Here is a 25,837-nt window from a genome sequence, read left to right as displayed (position 1 = left end):
TCTCCTTGGTAAAGACTAAAATCTAAGTAGGAATTAGAAAATCTCTTGAATATCTGCAATCGCCACCGACGTGTTATTGCTTAAATTCAGTTTCGCGCCACTGGTGCTGGTGGTCACGCTTTGTACCTGTGCCAGGCTGAGGGCTGTGCTCTTCACTGTGGTATCCCCCGTTTTTGCTGTGATTTCATAGGTGTAATCACCACTCGGAGCGGTTGTGCCGTCATCCATCTTGCCATCCCAGTTTAAGGCGTTCACACCGACATCCTGCTTGCCGAATGTGAGGGTACGTATGGTGGCACCCGCGCCGTTTTTAATGGCAACCGTCAACCCGTCGGCACCATTCGGCACATTCACGCCGAAATAACCGCCCGTTTCGGTATGGGTCAGGGTTTTGCCTTCTACTAATACGTTGCGGCCTATCATGCTGGTCGCCTGGTAAGACTGGCCAAGCTGTACGCTGCCGATCAGGCTGCTCATGGTTTCATTCAGTTTGTTGATGCCTGTGACCGTATTCAACTGGGCCATCTGGCTAGTCACCTGGGCGTTATCCATCGGGTTCAACGGGTCCTGGTTTTTCATCTGCGTTACCAGCAAGGTCATGAAACGGTCCTGTGTTTCATCGGTGGTGCTGGCGGTGTTGCGCGTGTTCACTGAATTCAGTAAATCCTGTGACACCTGGTTGTTGGTATTAACGGTGGTCATGCTGAAGTCCTTTCTGCAGGTTATTGACCGATATTCAGTGTTTTAAGCAACATGGTTTTCGCCGCATTCATGGTTTCCACGTTGTTTTGATAAGCGCGTGAGGCTGAAATCATGTTCACCATTTCTTCAGTCACATTGACGTTAGGCATGGTGATGTAGCCATCGGCATTGGCCATTGGGTGTTTGGGGTCGTAGACCATTTTGCCGGGCTTGGTATCTTCAATCACACGCTCGACTTCGACCGTGCTGCTCTTGTTGGCTGCGTCCTGCACCGCCTTGAACACGACTTGTTTGGACTGGTAGGGCTTGCCATCGGAACTCACCACGCTATCGGCGTTGGCGAGGTTACTGGCCACGGTGTTCAAGCGCATGGATTGCGCACTCATGGCTGAGCCGGAAATTTTGAATACGTTAAACAGAGACATGACAGACCTCCTTTAATTATTGCTGGCCGTTAATGGCGGACAGCATTTTCTTAATCTGGCCGCCTATCATGGTCAGGCTGGCCTCATAACGGATACCGTTATCGACATACGCATTACGCTCTACATCCATGTCGACCGTGTTGCCATCGGCAGAGCCTTGCACCACGGAGCGGAACAGAGGATCACTGGCACCACTCACATAGCCACTGCCACCTGTGCCATTCATATGGCCCGCATTGGTTTGTTGTAATGTGCCACCGCTTGTCGGTGTACCAGCCGAGGCATTGGGTTGCAAGGCTGCCTTCATGGCAGACTGAAAGTCGATGTCACGCGCTTTATATTGCGGCGTATCTGCGTTGGCAATATTCGATGCCAACAGCTCTTGACGTTGATTGCGCACGCGCAATGCCGTCTGATGGAAATTCAGTGCGGCGTCCAGTTTGTTTATCATCGTTTTATCCTTTCCTGGCTTTTTCTCAAGCCCTGTTCGAAACCTGTTACTTTCGAACCTCTAAAGTTTTGCCATCTGCAGCCGTTAACCCGATTAAGCAGGTCTGCTTTCACACATGACTTTTACTAGCTATGCCTAGTGTACGCCGCGGCTTATGCAATGATTCTTCAATTAAACGGGGGAAATCCCCTTTAATTCCGGGATTAAACTTGCCCGTGATGCGTAGAATAGGGCACATGAAACAACTCCAGCCCCAGATTGTGATGATGCTTATCGTTAGCCTGTTATGGCTGATGAGTGGCTCTGCGCACGCGGCAGACCGCACTGTGATTGCGAATCAGCATGCAGCGGGTGCTGCCACGGCAGGCAATGACATGCACAGCCGCTTGTATCAGACGGCAATGCAATATGTGCAAAGCCAGACACAAGGGTATCCGGGCAAAGTCAATATCGAGATTCAGCCGCTGGACAGCCGTATCCGGATTGCCGAGTGTGCATTGATGGAAGGATTTACCGTACAGGGTGCACGTTTGTGGGGTAAAACCCATATTGGTGTGCGTTGCCTGCAATCTGACACCAAGCCATGGACACTGTATGTACAGGCTGATGTGCAGGTGTGGGGAGAATATGCCGTCACTGGCTTGCCGGTCAGCCAGGGCTCACCAGTACAAACCACAGACGTAGTCATGCAGTCTGGGGATTTAAGTAAATTGCCTGCGGGCATTATTACCGATCTTTCTATGCTGGCGGGTAAGCAGGCAGCATTGAATTTGCCACTGGGCACCGTGTTAAGACCTGAGCTACTTAAGTCTGTGCCAGTGATTAAGCAAGGGCAAACTGTTCAATTAAATAGTCGTGGTGACGGCTTTGTGATTACGGCTGATGGCACCGCCATGCAAACCGCAAATGTTGGCCAGGTAGTTGATGTGAAAGTCAGCAGCGGCCAGATTGTAAAAGGCGTGGCGCAGTCTTCCGGTAAGGTAGACATCCAGTTTTAGTCAGATGGACAACCTTTTTAATTGAAAACTAGCTTAATTGAAAAATGTCTGAAAATTATAAACATGCGATAAAAAGTATATTAAGCACTAAAGTTCGCTTAAACTATGCCGATAGTACTGTTAACGAATGAGGGTTTTGACTTTGATCAGCCCTGAAACAATTCAAAATCAGAAGAGGTACGGCATGAATATTTCAGATTCTATTAAAAAATTGGGTGTTGGCGGCGTTGACAAGCCGACATTGGACAAAGGGTCTGCGAGCAAAGGCAGTGACAAAGCGGCGAATACGTCTAGTACTGCCTCTTCAGACAATGTGACTTTATCTTCTGCCTCCGTGCAGCTGCAGTCATTAGAAGCCGGATTAGCGTCTGGTGAAGTCTTTAGATACGAACAAGGTCGAAGAAATCAAAGCGGCGATTGCGCGTGGTGATTTCTCCGTCGATACGGCCAAAGTGGCAGATGGTTTGCTGCAAACCGTGAAAGATTTGATACAACCGAATAATAAAGGGTGACTATGATGGCGACTGCAACGCATTTATCTTCTTCTCCAGTAACGTTTGAAAAAGACGCCGCACTGGTTTCAGAACTTTTAAATGATTTGCAGTCTGAACAGTCCGCGTTGATCAGTGCTGACCTCGATGTGATTGAGCGCATGGTAGATAAACGTGTAGAACTGCTACAAGCATTAGGTGCAGCCGCTAATTCACGTTATGACGCACTGGCCGCTGCCGGTTTTGAGCCAAATGAGCAAGGCATGTCTGCCTGGTTGCAAACACAGTCTAGCCCATTGCTTGATTCGGCTTGGGTGACTTTTCAGCAACAACTGGTACAAGCCAAAGAACTGAATCGCCTGAATGGCATTCTGATCAACAAAAACTTCATACGTAACCAGGAAAAACTGGATGCATTGAACGGCAAGAGTTCTGCCCCGCAGTTTTATGGTAAGAATGGTCAAGCCCATAGAGCCAACGCCAGCCGCAGTGGTTTTTCAGTGTAAACACGATTCATACGATTAAAAAATAACAGCCGAAGAGAGTCTCTTCGGCTGTTGTGTTTTTAAGGCTCTATAACAAGGTTCTGTAAATTGCTAAGCCAGGTTTTCCAACGCTTCCCAGCGCGCGAGTTTTTCAAGGATCAACAATTCAATGTCGTCAAGTCGGTCTTGCAACTGTTTAACTTGCTCAGGCGCCTGTTTATAAATATCGCCTTGGGCGAACTGAGTCTGGATGTCAGCTTGTTCTTGTTCCAGCTGCTCAATCTCTGCAGGTAGTGCTTCCAGCTCACGTTGTTCTTTAAAGCTCAATGTTTTTCGCGGTGTGACCTTAGGTGTGGGTGTGTTTGCTACTGGCGCGGCCGCAGGTACTTTGGGCGTAGGCGCAGGCTTGCTGGCACGATCCTGGGTAAATCTTAACCAGTCATCGTAACCACCACCAAACTCGGTTAACTTCCCTTGGCCTTCAAACGCAATCACTTGCGTGACGGTGTTTTCCAAAAATGCCCGGTCATGGCTGACAAGAAAAAGGGTGCCCGAATAATCCTGTAATAGCGTCTCCAATAATTCCAGCGTATCAATATCCAGGTCATTGGTCGGTTCATCTAATACCAGGACGTTGGCCGGGCGTGCAAACAGGCGCGCTAGCAGCAAACGGTTGCGTTCACCCCCAGACAGGGACTTCACTGGTGAGCGTGAGCGTTGTGGCGGAAACAGAAAGTCTTCCAGGTAACTGATGACATGTTTACGTTCATTGCCAATTTCAACAAAGTCTGAGCCAGGGCTAATGGTGTCAGCCAATGTGGCTTCTTCATCTAACTGCTCACGCATCTGGTCAAAATAAGCAACATTGATTTTGGTGCCGCGCTGAATGTCGCCGCTATCTGCTTCAATGTCACCTAAGATCAGTTTTAACAGCGTCGATTTTCCAATGCCGTTGGGCCCTAATAAACCGATTTTATCGCCACGTAAAATACGTGTGCTAAAGCCCTTGATTAATGTTTTGTCGCCATAGGATTTATAAACCTGATCCAGCTCGGCAACCAGTTTGCCACTACGTTCGCCAGCATCCAGGTTGAGTTTGACATCGCCCTGGCGCTCGCGTCTGGCTGCTCGGTCTAAACGTAACGCTTCTAATCTTCTCACGCGCCCTTCATTACGGGTACGGCGTGCTTTAATGCCCTGGCGGATCCAGACTTCTTCCTGTGCCAGAAACTTATCAAATTTAGCCGCATGGGTTTCTTCGACTGCCAGCAACTCCTCTTTTTTAATTTGATATTGCGAAAAATTGCCCACAAAGTCAGTCAGGTTCCCACGGTCGAGTTCAGTAATACGTGTGGCCAGCTTGTCTAAGAAGCGGCGGTCATGGGTAATAAACAACACACTGCCATTAAAGCCCAATAGCAAATCTTCCAGCCATTCGATGGCTTCCAGGTCCAAATGGTTAGTCGGCTCATCGAGTAGTAATACTTCAGGTTCTGCCACGAGCGCACGGCCAAGCGCGACACGTTTACGCCAGCCACCAGAAAGCGTGGAGACCAGTACATCTGCATCCAGCTTCAAGCGGCTAAGCACGGTTTCCACACGTGATTGCGCTACCCAGCCATTCTGTGCATCCATTTCATGCTGCAATGCCTGCATGCGCTCCATCAGCGCCTCAACATTGGCATCTGGCATGCCCATATCATGGGTGACTTGATGGTAGTCAATCATGGTTTGTTGCAAGCTGCCTAAACCTTCTGCGACGGCTTCAAAGACGGTGTGCGCATTATCGAGTTCAGGCTCTTGCGGCACATAGACCACGCGTACGTTTGGTGCCCGCCATACGGTGCCGTCATCCAGTTTGATGGTACCGGCAATGGCCTTCAGTAAACTGGATTTACCGGCACCATTGCGGCCAATCAAGCCAACGCGTTCACCTGGATCTAACTGAAATGAGGCTTGGGCAAGCAAGGCATGATGGCCAAATGCCAGGCTGGCATTATCAAGCGTAATATGAGGCATAAAGGGTACTCAAAGCAGTGCGAATGGAAGGGGCACTATTGTAAACGACATCAAACCGCAGAATATGCTGAATAGGTAAATATCAACAATATATCAGTGTATATGCTGCGAAGGTGAGGGCAGGCTATCCAGTGACAACACACCACCACGCAAAGAAACACCAAGCGCCGGGCGCGTATCCGGTTGGTATTCTTCTACCCAGCGCTGTAAGTCCTGCTTGATCTGCGCTTCTTGCAAATGCGGCACGCTTGCCAGCCACTCCAGCAGATTAGTTAACCAAAGCGTATCTGCGCTACGCGCCTGTGCAATGCGTAATTTTTCATGGCTGGTAGGCAAAGTGCTTTCATCATCCGCCAGCAGTTCTTCATATAGTTTTTCGCCTGGTCGCAAGCCGGTAAACTCTATGCGGATATCCTGCTCTTGCAAGCCGGACAATTTAATCATGTCGCGAGCCAGGTCGATAATCCTGACCGGCGTGCCCATATCCAGCACAAATACTTCGCCGCCATTGCCCATGGTTGCTGCCTGCAGCACCAATTGCGCCGCCTCGGGGATAGACATAAAGTAACGTGTGATTTCTGGGTGGGTAATCGTCAGTGGCCCGCCGTGCGCAATCTGCTCTCGAAATTTAGGAATCACACTACCGCTGCTACCTAACACATTACCAAAGCGCACGGTGATAAAGCGTGTGCTGCTATTGTCTGCATGCTGTAAGCCCTGACAAATCAGCTCGGCCAGCCGTTTGCTAGCCCCCATCACATTAGTGGGATTCACTGCTTTATCGGTTGAAACCAGCACAAAGGTCGGTACGCCCGCCGCCTGGCAAGCCGCCGCAATCTGGTAGGTGCCATGGGCGTTATTTTGCAAGGCCTCCACCACATTAAAATGCTCCATCATCGGGACATGCTTGTAAGCGCCCGCATGCAACACCACGTCAGGTTGATGGCTTTGCAAAATACGCTGAATGCGCGTCTGATTTTTCACATCGGCCACTAGGTACACCAGCTCCGTGTCGGTCACCCATTGGCTAAACTCCTGTTGCAGGGTGTAGAGCGCATATTCAGAAATATCCAGACAAATTAACTGTGTAGGATGAAAACTTAAAATCTGGCGACACAACTCAGAACCAATCGACCCCGCTGCCCCAGACACCAGCACCACTTTGTTCGCCAACATACTGCTCAGGCCATGCGTGTCTAACTGCACCACATCGCGCCCCAGCAAATCCTCCACATCAATCTTGCGAATCTGCGACAGGCTAATTCGGCCACTGATCAGGTCCGACATCGCAGGCAAGGTCAATACCTCCATGCCCTCGACTTTACGCGCAGCATCCACCGCCAGCCGACGCTTTTCATGTCGACTACCCGGCATCGCAATCATGCAATGCTGGCAACCATGCCGCGCAGCAATCTGCGCCATATCCTCCAGGCCGCCCTCGACCTTGGTGTGCATAATCTCCCGCCCAATTAGCTTATTGCTAGGGTCAACCATGGCAACCACGCGCCACTCAGGGTTCTTGCTCAGCTCTTTAATCAGGTTAAACGAAGCGTCTTCAACGCCAATCACTATCACCGGTTTACCTTGCAAAGCAATACCATTAAATAAGCGACGTTCTTTCCAGGCGCGATAGATAAAACGACTGCCGCCCATGGCTAATAGCAATAACATGGGGTTGAGAATTAGCACAGAGCGCGGAATGACGATAGTAGGGTGCACCAATAAGGCAAAGGTGGCACTCAGTAGCGCAGCAAATGCCACAGCACGCATGATGCGTTTTAAGTCAGGCAGGCTTGCAAAGCGCCAAACGCCTTTGTACAAACCAAAACTGTAGAAGCAAATACTATGGAAAATGAAAATAATTGGCAGGCTTTGAAAGAAAAAACTGACGAATTGATTAGGGATATGGAAATTAAAACGCAGTGCAAACGCCATCAGCCAGGCAGCGATGACTACAATTGCATCATGCAAGAAAGCGAGCAGAGATAATAATTTAGCAGGGAATTTAAGCATGGTTGCAATTTAATAATCAATGCGTGATGTTATCACGTCTTAACACCTTGATTGCAGTTAATAAAATAATCCTTAAATCCAGCCACACTGTTTGGTTAGCAAGATAATATGCATCTAAAGCCACTTTCTGCGGGATCGGAATCTCATCCCTTCCATTGATTTGCGCCCAACCAGTGATGCCGGGTTTCAATGTGTGCACGCCTTGCTCTGTGCGCAAACTCACGAGGTCATCTTGGTTAAACAGTGCAGGACGCGGGCCAACAATCGACATATCCCCTTTGAGTACACTCCATAATTGGGGTAACTCATCCAGGCTGGTTTTGCGGATAAAACTGCCCACTGGCGTGAGAAAAGCATTGGGATTGCTTTGTTGATTCATTAAATGGGTGGCAATTTGCGGTGTGCCTACGCGCATTGAGCGGAATTTCGGCATGCTAAACAGCTGGTTGTTTTGACCAATACGTTGACTCCAGTATAAAGCCGGGCCGGTTGAAGTGAGCTTTACTAATAGGTAGGTCATCAGCACTAGCGGACTGAGCAATAACACCGCAATCAGGGTCAATAGAATATCCAACAATCTTTTAATCAACATGTGAGATCACCGCGTTTTTAATACCTTCATCCAGACGCAGAATGGGTTTCCAGCCTAATAATTGTTTTGCTTTGCTCACATCCACCTGCAAGTTAGCCAGGAGCTGATCACTCAGATTATCTTTACCTAAAAAGTTAAAAAAAGAACGCAGCCAAGTGTTAGGAACAGGTAGTAACCATGCAGGTTGATTGAGCGCTTTTCTAATGGTCGTAATCAGTTCGGTTAAAGAGACATCCTGATCGTCGGAAATGAGAAACGTCTGATCAGCCGCTTCAGAGTGTTGGCAACACAGACTAATAAAATGACACAAATTATCAATACCAACCAAGCTCCGTTTGTTATGGATGGCTCCAAATGGCAGCGGGATCGGATATTTACACAAGGAGACCAATGTTTTAAAGTTTGCTTTAGGGTTGGGGCCATAAACGAGTGGTGGACGGATAATTGTCAGCTCAGTTTCCGTTCCCTCAAAAAATCCTTTTAATGCTAGCTCAGCCTCCCATTTACTGCGTGCGTAATCATTATGAGGTTTAGGGATGTCCTGTTCCGTAAAAGGAAGCGAGCCTGAATGTTTACCATTAACACCAATTGAGCTAATAAATACAAACCTCTTAATTGCCAGCTTTTTTGCTAACTCAGCCACCTTGAGTGTATATCCAACGTTTGCTTCATTAAATGCGTGGTAAGCGTCCTCGCTTGTTTCGCGCAATATATGTGCACGGCCTGCTAGGTGTATGAGGCAGTCATATTGCAAATGTCCCGAGTTTTGTGGACTGGGGTGACGGGGAATAGTGGAAATTGTATGCCCTTCATTGATTAGAAAGCAGTATAGACTACTGCCAATAAAGCCATTTGCACCAGAAATTAGGATGTTCATTTTTTAGGCAGTAAGAATATTAAGACAAGAGCAATACTGTCCCAAAATTTGCGGCGGAACTGACGAATATTTGAAATTAAAAGTAATCTATCGATCAGATTTAATCTTTTTAGCTGCTTAACGGGGAAGCCATGATCCATTTCCAACAATTCAGCTAGAGATATGATTTGATTAATATACCAGCCATTGGTTAATCGCTTGATTCGCTTGATTTTTGCACGTAACCCAATATTAGCGCCCATAGCATTCGCATGGTGCTGTCTGTAAAGCATAAAAGATTGTTCATCTATGAACCATTTATAACCATGGGATCTTGCAAATGCATAGATAAACCAATCATGCAAATCAATCGACGAGGTAGTTTGTTCATTCTTATTTAAGAATTTTTGAATTTCCAAAGCGAGATTCTTTGTTAAAACGAATGTACAACCTGGACCCGCTGATTCGAATAAAAAATCCCAACGTTTTAGCGGTTGAGATTTCTTTATCAGACGCTTTTCTCCATTGGGCCAAAAAGCGGTCACGTTCCCAGAGTAAGCATCTACCTCTTCTTCTTCAATTTTTAAAATTGCAGTTGATAGCTTATTAAAGTCCCAAATGTCGTCTTGATCTGCGAAAGCAACGTAATCAACATCGCTGAAATTTACAATACGAAGTAATCTAAAGAAGTTAGCTGCTGCTCCTCCCAACCTTGTAGAGGGTAGAACAGTGAGCGTAATGTTTTTAAGATAATTTTTGTTCAGCAAGCTTTGGGTACTATCGGTAGACTGATCATCAGATACAAACAACGATACGACAACGTTCTTTTGTGCAGCGATACTTTGCAATTGAGTGCCGATGTGTTTTTCGCCGTTGTAAGTCGCAAGCAGCACAGCAACTTTATTTTTTTTATTTTGCAAAGAGCTTCTTCCTAAGAAACACTAACATTAGTCTTCTTATAAATTTGAGATATGAAAAAACGAATAACGTGACACACCCTAAAAAGTTGATCTTGTTTTCCTTAAATAGTAACCAATAGTTGTTTAGCTCGGATTTCTCCATCGCCCACATTTGAGCGCTTAAACCTGTGGCTCCATACATCGGTTTGAATATTGCAACTAGAGGTATATTTATTCTGATAACTTTGTAATTGCTTAATGCAATTTGCATCCATAACAAATGATCATCAACATGCCTCTTTTTTTCGTTAAATCGGAATCCTATGTTTTTATTGAACATAACAGACGGTGTACAGAACGGATTTCTAATCAGAATGCTTAGCTTGGAAATTAAACTATAAGTCTGTTTACCCAGTGACCAATTAAAGCTAGCATTGGCGTTGACTATTCTTAATTCATGACCACATAAGCTGACATCTGGATTTTCTTTCATAAAGTTGTATTGAATTTCAATTTTCTGTGGATGCCAGGCATCATCAGAATCAAGCAAAGCAATATAAGGTTGAGATGCTGAGTTCCAACCAACATTCCTAGCATTCGCAGCCCCTTTATTTTTATCCAGTGCGATCAGTTTTGCAAATCCTGGATTTGCATCTATGATTTCTTGTAATTTAATTTTGGTTAAATCATCACTGGCATCGTCTACAAGTATTACCTCAGTAGGGAGAACGGTTTGCTTTTGTATGGATTCAAAAGCCCTTCCAATGCTGTCAGCACAACGATAACAAGGAATGACCACTGATACATCAGCTCTCAATTGAGAGTCTATTTTAACTTTGTCCAATATGGAGACTCCCCCATAATTATCCTGCCCATATCTAAAAGAGATTTGGCTCTTTTTTCACCTAAGATTTTCCATAGCGTTGCTCTAATATAGACTCTCATTAAGGCTAAAATCCAAAAAAGGCTTAATTTTTGTTGATGTTTAATTTGCGCTTTTCTAAGTTCTTTAAGTAACAATAGTGAATTCTGCGGGTCGCTACTTATGCCTCCTTGCTCCATTCCACACAAGATAACATTAGGTATAAAGGTAGCCTTATTGGTTTTAAAGTATCTTAAAAGCAACTCATAGTCTCCGGCAATTCTATAGCTATAATCGAATTTACCGTATTCAATAAACAATTTTTTGTGATGTAAAGTACCTTGATGAGGTATTGGCATTCCATGCTGCAATTTAGCTATTGACTGCTCCCATGGTTTGCCCGCCAAAAGAATATTTTCGTTGTTTTGATTAACCAGCATTACCTGAGCATAAACCACTCTCTCCTCATTCAAATCTGGCATCTTTATTAGTGTTGATACTATTTTTTCGAGTGAGTCTGAACTCCAAAGAAAGTCGTCTGCGCCAAGGAATAAAACCCACTCACCATTAGCAATATCTAAACCTTTATTCCATGCATCATAAATTCCATGATCTTTTTCAGAGATCCAGTGACTAATTAAAGATTGGTTGTGCCGAATAATCTCAAGCGTGTTATCAGTAGAGCCACCATCAATGATGATTAACTCATAGTTTTTGCATGTTTGAGAGCTGATAGAGTCAATGCATTTTTGCAATCTAAGACTAGCATTGAATGTCGCAATAATGATTGAAAAAGTTATCGTGCAATTATTAGTCAAAAGAATGTCTTTCTGAGGCGAATCTATTTCAAATCTTTTTGTGTGTGTTGGGATATGAACTTATTAATATCATTAAAGTGTTGGTAGTTATTTTGAACCCATTCAATATTTTTTTCCCACCATTTAAATTGAATTAAAAAGTCAATCTGAGAGCCATCGAATCTTTTACGTATTTCCTTGGCCGGGTTCCCACCAACTATAGAGTAGGGGGCTACATCTTTTGTAACTACTGCAGCAGCAGCAATAATTGCCCCATGACCAATAGATACTCCATCTAAAATGATGGCCCTAGCTCCGACCCACACATCATGACCTATATTTATTGGTTCATATTCATTAAAACGACATTCTTTTGTAAACGTGATACCAGTCTGGTTGTTTGTTGAGTAAAAAACTGGGTGGCTAGAAACGAACATTCGAGATGGATGTTTGCCTAGTCCAATCATTACATCAGGGCCGATACTACAGTATTTACCAATTTTACAATTTGATATCTTTGAATTCTCAGCGATATATGTAAAGTCGCCTATTTCAACATTCGTTAGATGTACGTTTGCGTATGTCTTATTATAGAAACCAAACTTTATGTTTGTGCATACTGACATGTAACCCAAAGAAAGCTTTTTATCCCTATTGATAAATTCTAGTTTTGAGTTTTTCAGCAGCCTATTAAGCCAAATAAAAAATGGGCTTCTGAGTATTTTCTTGTTCATTTAAAAAGCTCCGAAAAGGAGACTCTAGGAAATACCTTTAATATACCTCCAGCAGAAGCATTAAATATTTTGGATTTCGTGGTTTTGGCAAAACCTTGGTACTTCATGAATATTTGATACTGTCTCAGAAACTCCTGAATGTAAAAGTCTTCTCCAAAAGTGCGTTTTATCTCATTCTTCTGGTGTTTGGCATCACTGTACATGCGCATATCTTTTTCACTTTCATAAAGAAAGTAATCGTGATCCATTCCTAGCAAATATATTTCATCGAACCCCATATATATTGCAATCATTATGGCGTAAACGCTAACAGTTTCGCCACTAAATATGACACCTCTCAAATCCATGCCATGCTTTATAGATTTTGTTTCATTATAGTTTTTACCAGAAAAATACCAATAAAGACTGTGTTTTTGGAATAGATTATGTTTGCTAAAAATGTGTAAGCAATTTTTTTTATAATTGTTTAAACCAAAAAACATTTTCACATTTTGGGGAACTGATTTCTCCATTTCTGTAAACCAATCTAGCCATTCATTTTCAGTCTGAGGTGGGTGTATTGGTGCTGTCACATAATACTTAGGCTTGTCACCACTAAAGATTTCCTCAAAATCTTCATGCACAAAGAAATTGTTTAATCCGAACACAATTTCATTTTTTAATGGAAGTAGATTTTGTTTTTTTATCGATGGACCGCTACCGAGAATAAAGCATCTTTTACCCTTGTGTACGTTTTTAAATAAGCCATTTCTCTTAGTTAGATATTTGTATTTAATGAATTCTTTGTAAATTCTCGTATCTCTCAACAGCATTAGCGCTATCGGAGGAATGAAATTTTTTAAAAATAATTTCACGAATTACCTATCACTTTCAATGAAATGTCATGCTTATAAAATCTGCGAACTAAGAGTGAGTAAATGCCTAAAGATAAAATGGTGGCATAAGCAAAGTAACTAACATCGAGATGATTAAATGATATATAGAAGTTCAAGATTATTTGAATTATTAGAATGATGGTTTGATACTTAATAAGAACGTGACTTAAATTATTACTAATCATGTAGTAAATATACATATTGTTGATGCTCAATAATGCAGAAGCGATTACCAGCAAAGAAAATGTTAAATGGGTATCGTAGTATTTGTGAATCACTAGATTGACCATGATTGGATAAAAAAGAATTGCAAGTATGGAAATGGAAAGAACTAACACATAAAGTTTTTTGTTGACGTCATCAATTAGGTTGCCTGCACCTTTAAAGTCACTTTTAGCGATAAATGTGTAAAGTTTCTGAGAATAAGGTCCTAGGTAGCTCAGTGCTAAAAGCCAAATATTCATGGCTAAGGCGGAAACAAATCCATATGAGGCTAAGTGTTGGATTGCATAATATTGCGAAATAAACCACTTGTCAGAACTCCTGAATAATAGGTCAATCACCCATACTATATATATAGGAAGGCCAACCTTGAGTGTTTCAATTAAGTAATTAGAGGACTTCTCAATTTTAATCAGGGATAGCGTTGGTCTTTTAAAATAGATTGAAAGTAGGAGTAGAAAAAAACTTGTGATCAAATGTCCGATAAAGATTGATTCAATATCATTAAATTTGATGAACAGCGTGATTACAATTATGGGCCTTATAACCTGATCAACCAACTTTAGAATATTGGCCTTTTTGAATTCATGTAAGGCGTTCAGGTAAAGAAGTATGTTCTCGCTATACTTACTCAAAAATAAATGAACGAAGATGATTAGTATTAAATGTGTTCTGAATGATGTTTCAATTAAAAATAGTGATAGTAATGAAAGAGTATGTAAGACATGTGAGCTTTGATTGAATGTTTGAAAAAAGTCTCCGGATTCCTTTTCTTTTGTAGCAAGGTACTTGGGGAGTAAAACTAATGCACCATGCATAGTACCAAGTTGAGAGATTGGTAGTAGCGAAATAAGCATTGATACATAAACGAAAGTACCGTATTCATTTTTCGTTAAAACCCTTGCTATGTAAATAAAAGAGACTAATGAAAGCAGTTTTGCAACAATTGTTATTGTTAAGTTTTGAGCAATTATTCTTCGCATTATTTTTTAGTGGAGATAATATCTTTAATACCTGTTTTTCTTAACAGAAAACTAAATAACTTTCTATAAACGGTGGGATTTATTTTAAGCATGTGTTGCAAGTAGTATTTCTTTAAGCTTATTGCTACCTTTTCTGCACATGAGCTATGACTTGCCTTCAAAAAACGACCTATGTTTGGAACTGACCAGTCTTTAGGTTTTTTTAGTAACAAGGAGCACGTTTCATTACTAAGTATCACCTCAAGTCCCATACTTTTGAAGAGCGTTTTCAGAAAGTTAGCGTGAAAGTTATACACATGTGCGTTTTGAAAATACATCAATGGATTCTCATACGCTTTTGGTATATTGAAAATGCCAGGAACCTCAATAAATAGATAGCCCTCTGGTTTGATAAATTTCGTGATATTTATTAGTGACTCTATGGGGGTATTAAAATGCTCCATTACATGAGATAAGATGATTAAGTCTTGGCTTTGCTCAGCTGTATTTTGAGTTGATAGTTCTCCTTGATAAAGAGTCAGCCCATTCAACCTACCAAAAGCTAAGTACTTTTCTCCAAAGTCACAACCTGAAACTAGATGGCCAGCTTGCTTGAAAGCGTTCAATATGCCACCCGCACCACAACCAACCTCAAATACTGTTTTTATTTGAGAGATATTAATATGCTGGGAAATTAAGCTATAAAACTGTTCGCCTCGCCGCATTTGGCTGTTGAAGAAGTCTTGTGTAGCAATATCTAAACCGACATAAATGTTTCTGTAGTCATTCTTATAAAAGGCTGCAGTAGAATCATCATCTAGTCTGTCTTTTATTCGAATTAATCCACAATTCATGCAAAGCACATTTTTACATGGAATTCCGTATCTATCTTTTTGGGCGATTAAAACATCCGTGAACTCATCGTCAATGCCACACAGGCAAGGGTTTTTAACGTATTTATATGTTCCAGTATTTACTTTATTTATAAAGACCTTTATGGCCTCTCTTTGAGTCTTATTTAATTTTAACGCGGCTTTCCCATCATCATCCCATAATGGGTAACTTACTAATTGTTCAAGCAAATCCATCCCCTTTTAGTAATAAGTTGTTCATTAGGGATTCAGCAACTATCCAATCTGTTTCTTCATCAATATCAACGGCAGAGTATTCTGGCATCTCAAAAATAGTTATTGGTTTGGTTAGGCGGTTTTGATAGTTAATGATATTTGCAACTTTATTTATATAAAAAGCCCCATTCTCCATATACATGCCATCAAAGTCCTGTCTTCTAGGACGCATATTAAAGTCATAGTTAATTGGAGTTCCATTGTTATCCCAAAAAAAGCGCTTCGTTAGAACGCATGATAACAAGCTGCTAGCATTACTTTTATCTAATTGATCTAGTGCACGATCAATATCAACTGATCGTATAAAGGGGGAGGTCGCTTGTGCCAGGATGAACGTATCTTCGCCGTTGAGTTTAGCGTGGTTTATATATTCCAGCATTACTGATTCTGTGCTTGACGAATCCTGACTGTTTTCAGCATTTCTCCAATAGCACGATACTTTTGGCAAACGAAACGAATTGATAATGCTCTCATAGTGTTTGCAGTCTATGGCAACAATTATTTGATCAACACCTTTTGCATTTTGCAGAGCATAAAGAGACCAAAATACCAATGGCTTCCCACAAAAAAGTTTGATATTTTTGTTAGGTATTGACTTACTGCCTGATCTTAAAGGTATAAACGCAATGTTCATTTGTAGAGATTTTGGTTTGGGAGTTGTGAAAACGCGAGTAGCGATTTTTAGCTTCTTAAAGACTGCAATTGAGAGCTTCAGCAAAAAACATCTTATATCACTATTTATGTTTATTGGAATTACACGTTTTTAATTCCATTCTTCCATCTTGAAAGGTCAGTTTCAATCATTTCTTGGATAATTTTCTCAATTGGTTTTGATCCGGCCCACCCAGTTTCCAATTTTAGTTTATTAGGATTTCCTGTCCTTGCTGTGGTGTCAAAAGGTCTGAAATATCTTTCAGAAACAACAGCTATTTCTTGCCCTGTTGACTTATTAAAGCATACTTCTGAACTGCCATTCCCTTCAAATTGGGGATCAAACCCCACCTCTTGTGAGGCTATTTTAAGAAACTCTCGAACGGACGTAAGTTTGCCTGTTGCAAAAACAAAGTCATCTGGCTTTTCTGCCTTAAGCGTTAGGGTCATTGCATATGTATAGTCTTCGGCCGATCCCCAGTCTCTACTAGCATCTAATGAGCCCAGCTCGATAGGCTCACCTCCATTTAATGCTATTCGAGCTAAATTAAATGTGATTTTTCGAGTTACGAAGCTACCAGTGCGTAACGGGCCTTCATGATTAAATAAAATGCCGTTTGTTGCAAATATTCCGTATCTGTCTCTATACATTTTGACTAGATGCTGGGCAGTCATTTTAGAAATCGCATATGGATTAGAAGGCAAAAAAGGACTTTTTTCATCTAATAGAATACTGTCATTGCTTTCACCAAACACCTCGGAGCTGGAAGCAAAGAAAACTCTAGTTTTTTTTGCTAAAAGCCTTACAGCTTCAAGAATATTTAAAGTTCCGATTGTGTTTGTCTCAATTGTTGTCAAAGGATGGGTAAATGAATCTGCTACAAAGCTCTCACCGGCAACATGAAAAATGTAATCCGGCATGATGCTCTGAAAGGTTTCGATTAAGTGGTACGGTTCGTCAATATTAATATTTACGAGATGGATGTGTTTTAGGACATCTAAGTGTTCTAAACGCCATACTTTCGTTCCTGACCCTCGTCTGTACCCACCGAATACTTGGAAACCCTGTTTAAGGAGATGTGATGCTAAATAAGCACCATCTTGCCCGGTAACTCCCAAAATAAGTGCAATTTTCTTATTCATGCTTAAATAGTTTTTCTATACTTGCAATGGCTTTACTAAAACCGGCGCCATCATCAAGGTGGCCTTGCCATACCTCAATAACTTTCATGCAGTCAATCTCGAAGGAATTTCGCAGAGCCAACATGTTCTTTTTATCGCCTTCACCAAAATGCAAACCCTCACCGTCAATACCCTGTGCATCAGCAATATGAATATGCTTTATGTATGGGGATAATTCTTTTACGACTTCTGATGCATTAAAGTTCCAAAGGCTATCACCCATACAGAGGTGGCAAATATCCATACATATAGGTAATTGGTACTTTTTAATATAACTGATGTCTTTCAATTCATTCATGACATTTAGTTTAACTGAACCTCCAAAGTACCAAGCTATTGGAGGCAGCCATTGTGGAAGTATTGATACACCTTGGTCTCTAAATTTGTTTAGCAACGCAGAGTGTTGCTCATAAAATTGATCGAGGCCTTCATGGACAAGAGAGAAACTTCCCACAATTGGCACTTCAGTTCCTGTTGAATCCTGGAGTTTTTTTGCAAAGTTAACTGTACGATTTAGTATGTTGTAACTTTGAATTGCCTGGTTCTCATCACTTGAGAATGGATCCATCAGTGCTGTAGAGCTAATATAGTCCGGTAGGTGAATACTATATCTATTGGCACTGGAGTAAGATTGTTGATTAAGATCACTTAGCACTTCACCAAATGACAAATGAAATTCGTATGCCCCGATTGGAAACTTACTTTCAAATCTTTTGAAGTCATGAAGTCTGACTGGAATTGAAATTTTCTTTTCTCGAGCGAATGCAAGAGCACTTTCAGATGCCAATGATGGTTTGATAAATGTAGAACCATTTATAACTTCACCAGGCTCCAAATCTTTAATCGCTGGTTTACCAAGGTGTTTTGATATTTCAATTCTACCGAGTCCAACTCGAGGAGAGCGAAGTATTAAATCTTCATCTCGGACAACATCGCCAGTTTTAATTGCGTGTTTTGTATAAAACGATCGTCCAAGATTCTGAAGATTCAGCATTTCTCCCTGATTCGGAACTCTAGGTATGTTTCCCGACATTAGTAATTGCATGCTCTCTGCAAATGCCGTTATTTTTATGAATTCGTCTAAGGTTGAGCTTGTTGTATGATCCAGTCCCTCTGCTGTTTTATCAAGAGTTATGTGGCGTTCAATAATGGTTGCTCCCATGCTCATGGCGATTAAGCAGACCTCCCAATTTTCATCATGGCTTGAATAACCAAACGGCCTTGACCATTTGGTTTTCATATGGTCAAGATAGCCCAGTCTTGCATTTGTTAGTGAAACTGGATAATTTGATACGCAATGCAGCGCTACCCAGTTGTCACTTTTTAATTCAGAGAAAGCCTGATCAATCTCGCTCTCATAGTGGCAGCCTACTGAAATATAGACGGGTTTGCCAAATCCTAGCATTCGATTGATTAGTTGAGTGTTGTTGAGCTCAACAGATGGAGATTTGAAAAAATCAAATGAGTGAACATTTTCTCCAAAATCATCAATATCTGCATCATCAAAAAAGCTAATTCCTGCTTCTAATTTTAGATCATGACTTATTGCTACAAGCTTCAAAATATCTTCAGGAGATAGATAGTTTTTTGTGATTTCTTTGAGTAGAATCTCGTCACCAATTTGTCTTGAGCCCTCGGCATAAGCATTTTTTAGGTTGCGATACTGAAATTTAATACCATCAACACCAGCTTTCTTAGCAGCTTTAATTAAATCTAGGGCTTTTGAGAATTCCCCGTCATGATTGATACCAATTTCAGCAATGATGTATATCTGTTGTTGTTTCACGAGTAATTAATCTCAGTTTGTAATTGATAATTGTAGTAATTGTCTTTGATGTGCTGGAACTTTCTAATGAATTTCTTTTGCATATTTCAATAGAAAGTCTTGGATAGTCAACTGAAGACCCTCTTCGATGGAAATTAATGGCCTCCATCCGAGTGTATGAGCTAACGTTGAGTCCATCAGTTTATTAGAGGTGCCATCTGGTTTGGAAGTGTTATACACAACATGACCATCGAAAGAAGTGTATTTCTTAATTAACTCTGCAAGCTCACTAATTGTTATATCGCTGCCATAACCAATATTTACTAAGGGAGGAATATCTCTCGTCAATAGAAAATTTAGTTTAGTTTTTGGCATAGTCATCAGTTCCAAACATGCTGTTGCCATATCTTCACTGTAAAGAAACTCTCTTCTTGGTTTACCAGTGCCCCAAATCTCAACCTGTTTAATATTATTCGTTTTTCCCTCATGGAACTTTCGAATAAGCGCAGGTATGACATGACTGTTTTCTGGGTGGTAGTTATCGCCAGGCCCATAAAGATTGGTTGGCATGGCAGCCAAAAATTGTGTGCCATATTGGCGGTTATAACTCCAGCACATCTCTATGCCCGCAATTTTGGCTAATGCATAGGGACGGTTTGTTGGCTCAAGAGGGCCAGTAAGCAAGTGTTCTTCTTTAATTGGTTGAGGTGCATTTTTGGGATAAATGCAGCTAGAGCCTAAAAAAAGCAGGCGCTTGACGCCATTTACATATGACTGATGTATGACGTTGGTCTGAATAGCCAGGTTTTCATGGATAAATTCAGCGGGGTAGGTGTTATTGGCGTGAATGCCGCCCACCTTGGCTGCAGCTAAAAATACGTATTCAGGCTTTTCTTGCGCAAAAAACGCCATGACTGCTTGCTCTGAAGTCAGATCAAGTTCCGCATGGGTACGCACCACCAGATTGGTGTAGCCTTGCGCTAACAACGCTTTAACGATCGCTGAACCAACAAGGCCTCGATGACCAGCAACGTAGATTTTGGCATTCTTATCCATAGACTACTCGTGATAATCCATGGCTTGATAGCCGTGTTGCTTGATGAGTTCATCTCGTTGCGCAGATTTGTAATCTTCACGTACCATTTCAGCAACCAAGTCTTCAAAGCTGGTTTTGGGCACCCAGCCCAGTTTCTCTTTCGCTTTGGTAGGGTCACCCAGTAGCGTGTCTACTTCAGTGGGTCTGAAATAACGCGGGTCAACTTGCACAATACATTTGTCACCCCAGTAACCTTTTTCCTCTACACCGTTGCCTTGCCATGTGACGGTGATGTCTAATTCCTTGGCTGCTGCATTGACGAAATCACGCACACTGTATTGCTTGCCGGTGGCAATGACGAAGTCTTCAGCCTGCTCTTGCTGTAACATCAGCCACTGCATTTCAACATAGTCTTTGGCGTGGCCCCAGTCTCGCAAAGAGTCTAAGTTGCCAAGGTACAAGCAATCTTGCAGGTTAAGTTTGATCCTGGCCAGCGCCCGCGTGATTTTGCGGGTGACAAATGTTTCACCGCGAATCGGGCTTTCGTGGTTGAACAGAATGCCGTTGCAGGCGTATATGCCATAGGCTTCGCGGTAGTTAACTGTAATCCAGTAAGCGTACATTTTAGCCACGGCATAAGGGCTGCGTGGATAAAATGGGGTGGTCTCTTTTTGTGGTGTTTCTTGTACCAGACCATACAGCTCAGAGGTTGATGCCTGGTAAAAACGGGTTTTTTTCTCCAAGCCTAGAATACGAATGGCCTCCAGAATACGCAGTGTGCCAATGCCATCTGCATTTGCAGTGTATTCTGGTGTTTCAAAACTCACGGCAACGTGACTCATGGCTGCCAGGTTGTAAATTTCATCTGGCTGAACCTGTTGAATGATTCTGATCAGATTAGTAGAGTCTGTCAGGTCGCCGTAGTGCAGGATGAAATTGTGATGCTCAATATGCGGATCTTGGTAAAGATGGTCAATTCTGTCAGTGTTAAACAACGAAGATCTACGCTTAACCCCATGCACAATGTAGCCTTTGCCAAGTAACAGCTCAGCTAGGTAGGCACCATCTTGACCAGTGATGCCGGTAATTAACGCGACTTTTTGTGACATATTATGAATTGCAGAGTTAAAAAGTGTTCGGATTATAGCATGGGCTAGATTTAGCCAGCATGAGGAGAGCGCTAAGTATTATGTCGGTTTACTCGCCAGCATCGCCTTAATATTCGCCATCTTGCTCTTGCCATAATCTTTACTCAGCACCTGATCTGGCCCGTTAAAAGGATTGCCAAAGTGTTTAACATCGTCTTTGGGTAGTTCGGCGATAAAACGGCTGGGTTCGCAGGCTTGCATTTCTCCGGCGCGTTTGCGTTTTTTGCACCAGGTGATGTTGAGCGATTTTTGCGCACGCGTGATGCCGACATACATGAGGCGGCGTTCTTCTTCGATTTGATCAGCGTCAATCGAGTTGGTGTGCGGCAAAATGCCTTCTTCACAGCCGATTAAAAACACGTGGCCGTACTCCAGGCCTTTGGAAGCGTGCAGGGTGGAGAGTTTGACGGCGTCGGGTTCGCTGTCTTCACGGCCTTCTAGCATGGTGATAAGCGACACCATTTGCGTGAGTTCGAGCAGGTTTTTGCCTTCGGACTCATTGCCGTATTCTGTGGAGCCTTCGCCTTTTTTGCTGAGCCAGGAGACAAATTCGATGACGTTGCCCCAGCGTGTTTCAGCCGCACGTGCTTCTTCGCCGTCATACAAATAGGTTTCGTACTGGATGGCGGTCAGCAGGTCATTGAGCACTTCGTTGGCCGGGTCTTTGACGGCACGGCCTTGTAGTGTCTGGATATAGCGGCAGAAGGTGAGCAGGTCTTCGAGCTGTTTGGCGCCAATATCGTGTTGGAAACCGCCTTCAAATGCAGCGGCAAATAGCGACATTTTATGCGCGCTGGCGTATTCACCCAGACGCTCTAGCGTGGTGTTGCCTATGCCTTTTTTAGGCGTGGTCGCAGCACGGATGAACGCAGGATCGTCATCTTCGTTCGCGACTAGGCGCAGGTAGCTGATGATGTCCTTGATTTCGGCTTTATCAAAAAACGAAGAGCCGCCAGAAATGGTGTAGGGAATTTTGTGGTTGCGCAAAAACTTTTCGATGATGCGCGCTTGGTGGTTACTGCGATAGAGAATCGCATAATCTTTATAAGTGGTGCGATGCTCGAATTTGTGCGCTTGCAGTTTCATGACCACGGTTTCGGCTTCGTGTTCTTCGCTTTGTGTGGCGGTGACATGCAACAGCTCACCAGTCCCCAGCTCACTCCACAGTTTTTTCTCAAACAGTTTCGGGTTGTTGGCAATCACCTGGTTGGCGGCGCGCAAGATACGCACGGTAGAGCGGTAGTTTTGCTCCAACTTGATGACTTTGAGTTTTGAAAAGTCGGTAGTGAGCTGGCGCAGGTTTTCTACGTCGGCGCCACGCCAGCCGTAAATCGCCTGGTCATCATCGCCCACGGCGGTAAATTGCCCGCGCAGACCGGTGAGTTGTTTGATCAGCTTGTATTGGCAGGCGTTGGTGTCCTGGTATTCGTCAATCAGCAGGTAGTGCAATTTGCGTTGCCATTTTTCCAGCATCTCGCTGTGCTGGTCAAACAGTTCAACCGGGACCTTGATCAGGTCGTCAAAGTCGACGGCCTGATAGGCACGCAGGGTTTGCTGATAAAGCTGGTAAACGCGGGCCGCGGCATGCGCCATTTCTTCATCCGCCAGCGCTTTTGCCTGGTCAGGGCTGACAAACGCGTTTTTCCAGCTGGAAATTTGCCATTGAGTTTTGCGCAGCAGTTGCTTGTCAGTCGTAGCGAGGATGTCACTCAGGATTTTAAAGCTGTCTGAGGCGTCGAGAATGGAGAATTGTGGTTTATAGCCGAGCAGGGCGGCTTCCTGACGCAGGATCTGCAGGCCCAGCGAGTGAAACGTGGTTACGGTCAGGCCTTTGCCACTTTTGCCTTCCAGCAGTGGTGTGACGCGCTCCTGCATTTCGCGCGCAGCCTTGTTGGTAAAGGTGATGGCGGCAATCTGTGTGCCTTTATAGCCCGCCTGGTTAATCAGGTAGGCAATTTTTTGCGTGATGACACGTGTTTTACCACTACCGGCACCGGCTAACACTAATAGAGGGCCGTCAAGGTAGTGAATTGCTTCGCGCTGTGGAGGGTTAAGTAGATGCTGCATGGGACTTCAGGGGTTTGTGCTAAACAACAAAAGCAGAGTAGGAATTAGCCTGTATGGACTATTTAACCCCTTCATTTATATGGGTATAGTCGAACACCATAGTATTATGTTTTTCAGGTAAACAAACTTTGTCCGTCCCTGTGTTTGATCTCAACAGTGTCATTCTATCATCAATTGGACTCACCTTAACGCAGGTTCTGGTCTTGTCGATTTTTGGCGCCCATCAGCAGCGTAGTCTGATTATGCACTGGGTACGTGGTTTGCTGGTATTCGCGCTTGGCCTTGCTGTCTATTTTATTGCGCAAACCTCCTTGATAGACGGCCCGCAAAGCATTTATGTGGCTACCTCCGTCACCATTATTGCCTTGGGCATCAGCCTGTTTATCAACGGAATCCGCCTGTTTCGGGGCTATCGTGTGTATCGCTACTGGGCATTGCTGGTGGTGACGACCTTGCTGGCCTGCAACGCGGTGATGCTGAATACGCATACGCCAGCACGCTGGATACTACTCAGTAATGCACTGGTGCTGATGTGGGTGTTTGGCTATGGCACGCGCAGCTTGGTCGGGCATGGCAAAGACTTTGTCGCGCATGTGTTTTGGCTGTGTTGCAGCTTGTTTGGGGGCATCAGCCTGATGCTGGCGTTTGTCGCCGTGAAAGTGGTGCTGGGCGATGATGGCAGCTTGCAGTCTTTTTCACACTGGACAATCCATGCTTATATGATGACCGCCACCATGCTGGTGATGGTGACAGTGAGCAGTTTGCTGTTGCTGGTGATGCATGTGCGTGCGCAGGCTGGCCTGCAAGCCATCGCCACGCTGGATGGCCTCACTGGTGTGTTGAACCGTCGTGGCCTGCAAGAAGCCGCGACACGTATGCAGGCGGTGTCACAGCGTATTCGCCTGCCGATGGGCATGCTGATTGTCGACCTGGATTACTTTAAAAAGGTCAATGATGTGTATGGGCACCTGGTGGGGGATGTGGTGTTGAAAGCGTGCGCGGGCACCATACGTGCCGCTTTGCGTGGTGGCGATGTGATCGGCCGCTATGGCGGGGAAGAATTTTGTATTTTAATGCCTAACACCGGCGAACATGAGGCAATGATCTTGGCGGAGCGTATCCGCCGTATTATTGAGGTGACCCCGGTCAGTATTGCCGGCGTGGAAAGCATGAGCAGTGACACGCAGGCCATCAAGTGTACGGTTAGTGTTGGCTCTGTCAGTTCGGAAACTGTCGGTTATGGCCTGGAAGGCCTGTTTGCCGGGGCGGACCAGAATCTGTATAAAGCCAAGCAGAATGGCCGTAACCGCATTGCCAGCAATATTGATCAGCTACTCAATCAACCACCCGAGGCGGGTAAACCTGCCAAGCGGCATGCCAGCCTGATCGCCTGAGTATTTTCGTAAACGGTTATACGCTATCTGGCTCAGGCGTCGCCTGGTCTTCTTTAGCTTTTTTCGCCGCCGCGGCCTGTTCTGCGGCCAGCGCCAGCATCTCAGCCCGGCTTTGTGGCGACTCAAGGCTGATACGGCCAATGGCACCACTACGGTAGTCAGTGAGCAAAGCCATGGCGGTGCGCTCCATATCCCATTCGCCATCATTACGTTTGTAAGTGCGGCGCTTGGCAATGGCTTGCAGCAGGTCTATGCCATCCATGGTAGCGACATCCAGCTTCATCACGTCCAGTTTGTAGCGCGTATTCATCAACGCGGGGTACTGTTTTAATAGCAGGTTGCCCAGAAACTCGGCCACATCTTCATCAATCACGGCGTTACGGCCAATGGCGTGGCTGGCCGCTAGCAGGTAGCCGTCAGATTCATGCTCAATTTTTGGCCACATCATGCCCGGCGTGTCGGTAATGTTCTGGCTATCATTTAAATCAAAGCGTTGCTGGCTTTTGGTCACGGCGGGTTCATCGCCCACTTTGGCCGCGCGGCGGTTAAGCAGGGCGTTCATCAGCGTGGATTTGCCAACGTTGGGAATGCCCATGATCATCATGCGCAACGGTTTTAATGGCGTGCCACGATGTGACGCTAGTTGGCGGCATAAGCCCGGGATTTTTTTTGCATCGCCAGGCTTTTTACACGACAGCGCAACCGCTTTGGTATTGGGTTGTTTGTTAAAGTAATTCAACCAGGCCTGGGTGACTTGCGGATCCGCCAGGTCGGCTTTGTTGAGGATCTTGAGGTTAGGGCGCTGGCGAAAGTTGCGCATTTCCTCAATCATGGGGTTGTGGCTGGCAGCGGGGACGCGTGCGTCCAGCACTTCAATCACGACGTCGATATGCTCCAGTGTTTCTTCTGCCTTTTTGCGGGCAGAAGTCATGTGCCCCGGAAACCATTGTATCGCCATATTTTTGCTCCATCTTCAACTCAAAAAATACGGTATCAATGTCCCTTGCCGTACCCCGCATTGTGTTTTGCCATGATGCTCTTTAAACGAGATTCAAAGACAGTTAAAACAATGAAGTGCTTATTT

Annotated in this window: 25 protein-coding genes; 4 read left to right on the top strand and 21 right to left on the bottom strand. The window is 44.0% G+C overall.

All coding sequences use genetic code 11. From position 1 onward, the window contains the following. Nucleotides 1–33: 33 nt before the first annotated feature. Genes INP78_RS10480 through flgB form a run of 3 tightly spaced genes read right to left on the bottom strand, consistent with a single transcriptional unit; the run spans nt 34 to nt 1,578 of the window. On the bottom strand, nt 34–702 hold the full coding sequence (locus INP78_RS10480) for a flagellar hook assembly protein FlgD (protein WP_194742119.1): 669 nt from the start codon (nt 700–702) through the stop codon (nt 34–36). Nucleotides 703–722: 20 nt separating this feature from the next. Beyond that, on the bottom strand, nt 723–1,127 hold the full coding sequence (gene flgC / locus INP78_RS10475) for a flagellar basal body rod protein FlgC (RefSeq protein ID WP_194742118.1): 405 nt from the start codon (nt 1,125–1,127) through the stop codon (nt 723–725). Nucleotides 1,128–1,143: 16 nt separating this feature from the next. After that, nucleotides 1,144–1,578 (bottom strand): flagellar basal body rod protein FlgB, encoded by a 435-nt coding sequence (flgB, locus tag INP78_RS10470; protein ID WP_194742117.1) that lies wholly within the window; start codon nt 1,576–1,578, stop codon nt 1,144–1,146. A gap of 236 nt (nt 1,579–1,814) precedes the next feature. Here flgB and flgA point away from each other — a divergent pair, with 236 nt between their 5' ends. The 3 genes from flgA to INP78_RS10455 all read left to right on the top strand — a co-directional run bounded on the left by flgA (nt 1,815) and on the right by INP78_RS10455 (nt 3,573). Next, complete coding sequence (flgA, locus tag INP78_RS10465) at nt 1,815–2,576, top strand: flagellar basal body P-ring formation chaperone FlgA (RefSeq protein WP_194742116.1); 762 nt, start codon at nt 1,815–1,817, stop codon at nt 2,574–2,576. 371 nt (nt 2,577–2,947) lie between these two features. Next, nucleotides 2,948–3,088 (top strand): flagellar biosynthesis anti-sigma factor FlgM, encoded by a 141-nt coding sequence (gene flgM, locus INP78_RS14580; RefSeq protein WP_368667983.1) that lies wholly within the window; start codon nt 2,948–2,950, stop codon nt 3,086–3,088. Between the two features lie 2 nt (nt 3,089–3,090). After that, nucleotides 3,091–3,573, top strand: coding sequence for a flagella synthesis protein FlgN (locus INP78_RS10455; protein ID WP_228522807.1), 483 nt, complete (start codon nt 3,091–3,093; stop codon nt 3,571–3,573). A 90-nt stretch (nt 3,574–3,663) separates the two neighbouring features. Here INP78_RS10455 and INP78_RS10450 read toward each other — a convergent pair whose 3' ends face one another. From INP78_RS10450 to INP78_RS10370, 17 genes are all read right to left on the bottom strand, one after another. Further along, a complete protein-coding gene (locus tag INP78_RS10450; RefSeq protein WP_194742115.1) occupies nt 3,664–5,571 on the bottom strand; it encodes an ATP-binding cassette domain-containing protein in 1,908 nt (635 codons plus the stop codon). Nucleotides 5,572–5,664: 93 nt separating this feature from the next. Then, nucleotides 5,665–7,584 carry a nucleoside-diphosphate sugar epimerase/dehydratase gene (locus INP78_RS10445; RefSeq protein WP_194742114.1) on the bottom strand — a complete coding sequence of 640 codons (1,920 nt, stop codon included), beginning with the start codon at nt 7,582–7,584 and terminating at the stop codon, nt 5,665–5,667. 16 nt (nt 7,585–7,600) lie between these two features. Further along, complete coding sequence (locus tag INP78_RS10440; protein ID WP_228522805.1) at nt 7,601–8,176, bottom strand: sugar transferase; 576 nt, start codon at nt 8,174–8,176, stop codon at nt 7,601–7,603. After that, on the bottom strand, nt 8,166–9,053 hold the full coding sequence (locus INP78_RS10435) for an NAD-dependent epimerase/dehydratase family protein (RefSeq protein ID WP_194742113.1): 888 nt from the start codon (nt 9,051–9,053) through the stop codon (nt 8,166–8,168). Before INP78_RS10435 ends, INP78_RS10440 begins: the two co-directional genes overlap by 11 nt. Continuing rightward, nucleotides 9,050–9,952: a glycosyltransferase gene (locus INP78_RS10430; RefSeq protein WP_194742112.1), complete on the bottom strand. Its 903-nt coding sequence runs from the start codon at nt 9,950–9,952 to the stop codon at nt 9,050–9,052. The genes INP78_RS10435 and INP78_RS10430 overlap by 4 nt, the downstream gene beginning before the upstream one ends. After that, nucleotides 9,942–10,775: a glycosyltransferase family 2 protein gene (locus INP78_RS10425; RefSeq protein ID WP_194742111.1), complete on the bottom strand. Its 834-nt coding sequence runs from the start codon at nt 10,773–10,775 to the stop codon at nt 9,942–9,944. The genes INP78_RS10430 and INP78_RS10425 overlap by 11 nt, the downstream gene beginning before the upstream one ends. Then, on the bottom strand, nt 10,757–11,611 hold the full coding sequence (locus INP78_RS10420; protein WP_194742110.1) for a glycosyltransferase family 2 protein: 855 nt from the start codon (nt 11,609–11,611) through the stop codon (nt 10,757–10,759). Before INP78_RS10420 ends, INP78_RS10425 begins: the two co-directional genes overlap by 19 nt. A gap of 23 nt (nt 11,612–11,634) precedes the next feature. Beyond that, entirely contained in the window at nt 11,635–12,324 is a 690-nt protein-coding gene (locus INP78_RS10415) for a CatB-related O-acetyltransferase (RefSeq protein WP_194742109.1), read from the bottom strand. Continuing rightward, nucleotides 12,321–13,178, bottom strand: coding sequence for a hypothetical protein (locus INP78_RS10410; RefSeq protein ID WP_194742108.1), 858 nt, complete (start codon nt 13,176–13,178; stop codon nt 12,321–12,323). Before INP78_RS10410 ends, INP78_RS10415 begins: the two co-directional genes overlap by 4 nt. After that, the gene (locus INP78_RS10405; protein WP_194742107.1) at nt 13,175–14,404 is read right to left on the bottom strand and encodes a lipopolysaccharide biosynthesis protein; all 1,230 of its coding nucleotides are present in this window, start codon (nt 14,402–14,404) and stop codon (nt 13,175–13,177) included. The genes INP78_RS10410 and INP78_RS10405 overlap by 4 nt, the downstream gene beginning before the upstream one ends. Next, nucleotides 14,404–15,465, bottom strand: coding sequence for a bifunctional 2-polyprenyl-6-hydroxyphenol methylase/3-demethylubiquinol 3-O-methyltransferase UbiG (locus INP78_RS10400; protein ID WP_194742106.1), 1,062 nt, complete (start codon nt 15,463–15,465; stop codon nt 14,404–14,406). The genes INP78_RS10405 and INP78_RS10400 overlap by 1 nt, the downstream gene beginning before the upstream one ends. Continuing rightward, on the bottom strand, nt 15,458–16,228 hold the full coding sequence (locus INP78_RS10395) for an acylneuraminate cytidylyltransferase family protein (protein WP_194742105.1): 771 nt from the start codon (nt 16,226–16,228) through the stop codon (nt 15,458–15,460). Before INP78_RS10395 ends, INP78_RS10400 begins: the two co-directional genes overlap by 8 nt. Nucleotides 16,229–16,263: 35 nt before the next feature. Beyond that, the gene (locus INP78_RS10390) at nt 16,264–17,304 is read right to left on the bottom strand and encodes a GDP-mannose 4,6-dehydratase (RefSeq protein WP_194742104.1); all 1,041 of its coding nucleotides are present in this window, start codon (nt 17,302–17,304) and stop codon (nt 16,264–16,266) included. Further along, a complete protein-coding gene (locus tag INP78_RS14730) occupies nt 17,297–19,129 on the bottom strand; it encodes an N-acetylneuraminate synthase family protein (RefSeq protein ID WP_194742103.1) in 1,833 nt (610 codons plus the stop codon). The genes INP78_RS10390 and INP78_RS14730 overlap by 8 nt, the downstream gene beginning before the upstream one ends. Nucleotides 19,130–19,192: 63 nt before the next feature. Next, nucleotides 19,193–20,164, bottom strand: coding sequence for a GDP-L-fucose synthase (locus tag INP78_RS10380; RefSeq protein WP_194742102.1), 972 nt, complete (start codon nt 20,162–20,164; stop codon nt 19,193–19,195). Nucleotides 20,165–20,167: 3 nt separating this feature from the next. After that, on the bottom strand, nt 20,168–21,253 hold the full coding sequence (gene gmd, locus INP78_RS10375; RefSeq protein WP_194742101.1) for a GDP-mannose 4,6-dehydratase: 1,086 nt from the start codon (nt 21,251–21,253) through the stop codon (nt 20,168–20,170). A 78-nt stretch (nt 21,254–21,331) separates the two neighbouring features. Beyond that, nucleotides 21,332–23,359 (bottom strand): UvrD-helicase domain-containing protein, encoded by a 2,028-nt coding sequence (locus INP78_RS10370; protein ID WP_194742100.1) that lies wholly within the window; start codon nt 23,357–23,359, stop codon nt 21,332–21,334. 203 nt (nt 23,360–23,562) lie between these two features. On the opposite strand from INP78_RS10370, the gene INP78_RS10365 reads away from it, so the two are divergent. Beyond that, nucleotides 23,563–24,753, top strand: a complete 1,191-nt coding sequence (locus INP78_RS10365; protein ID WP_228522804.1) for a GGDEF domain-containing protein — start codon at nt 23,563–23,565, stop codon at nt 24,751–24,753. Nucleotides 24,754–24,769: 16 nt separating this feature from the next. Here the strand turns inward: INP78_RS10365 and ylqF are convergent, their stop codons facing one another. After that, nucleotides 24,770–25,711 (bottom strand): ribosome biogenesis GTPase YlqF, encoded by a 942-nt coding sequence (gene ylqF / locus INP78_RS10360; protein ID WP_194742099.1) that lies wholly within the window; start codon nt 25,709–25,711, stop codon nt 24,770–24,772. Between the last annotated feature and the right edge of the window lie 126 nt (nt 25,712–25,837).

It is taken from the genome of Methylophilus sp. 14, assembly GCF_015354345.1.
In the GTDB taxonomy this organism is placed as follows: domain Bacteria; phylum Pseudomonadota; class Gammaproteobacteria; order Burkholderiales; family Methylophilaceae; genus Methylophilus.
The sequence above is the reverse complement of the archived record's forward strand: the minus strand, read 5'-3'. Positions and strand labels throughout refer to the sequence as shown.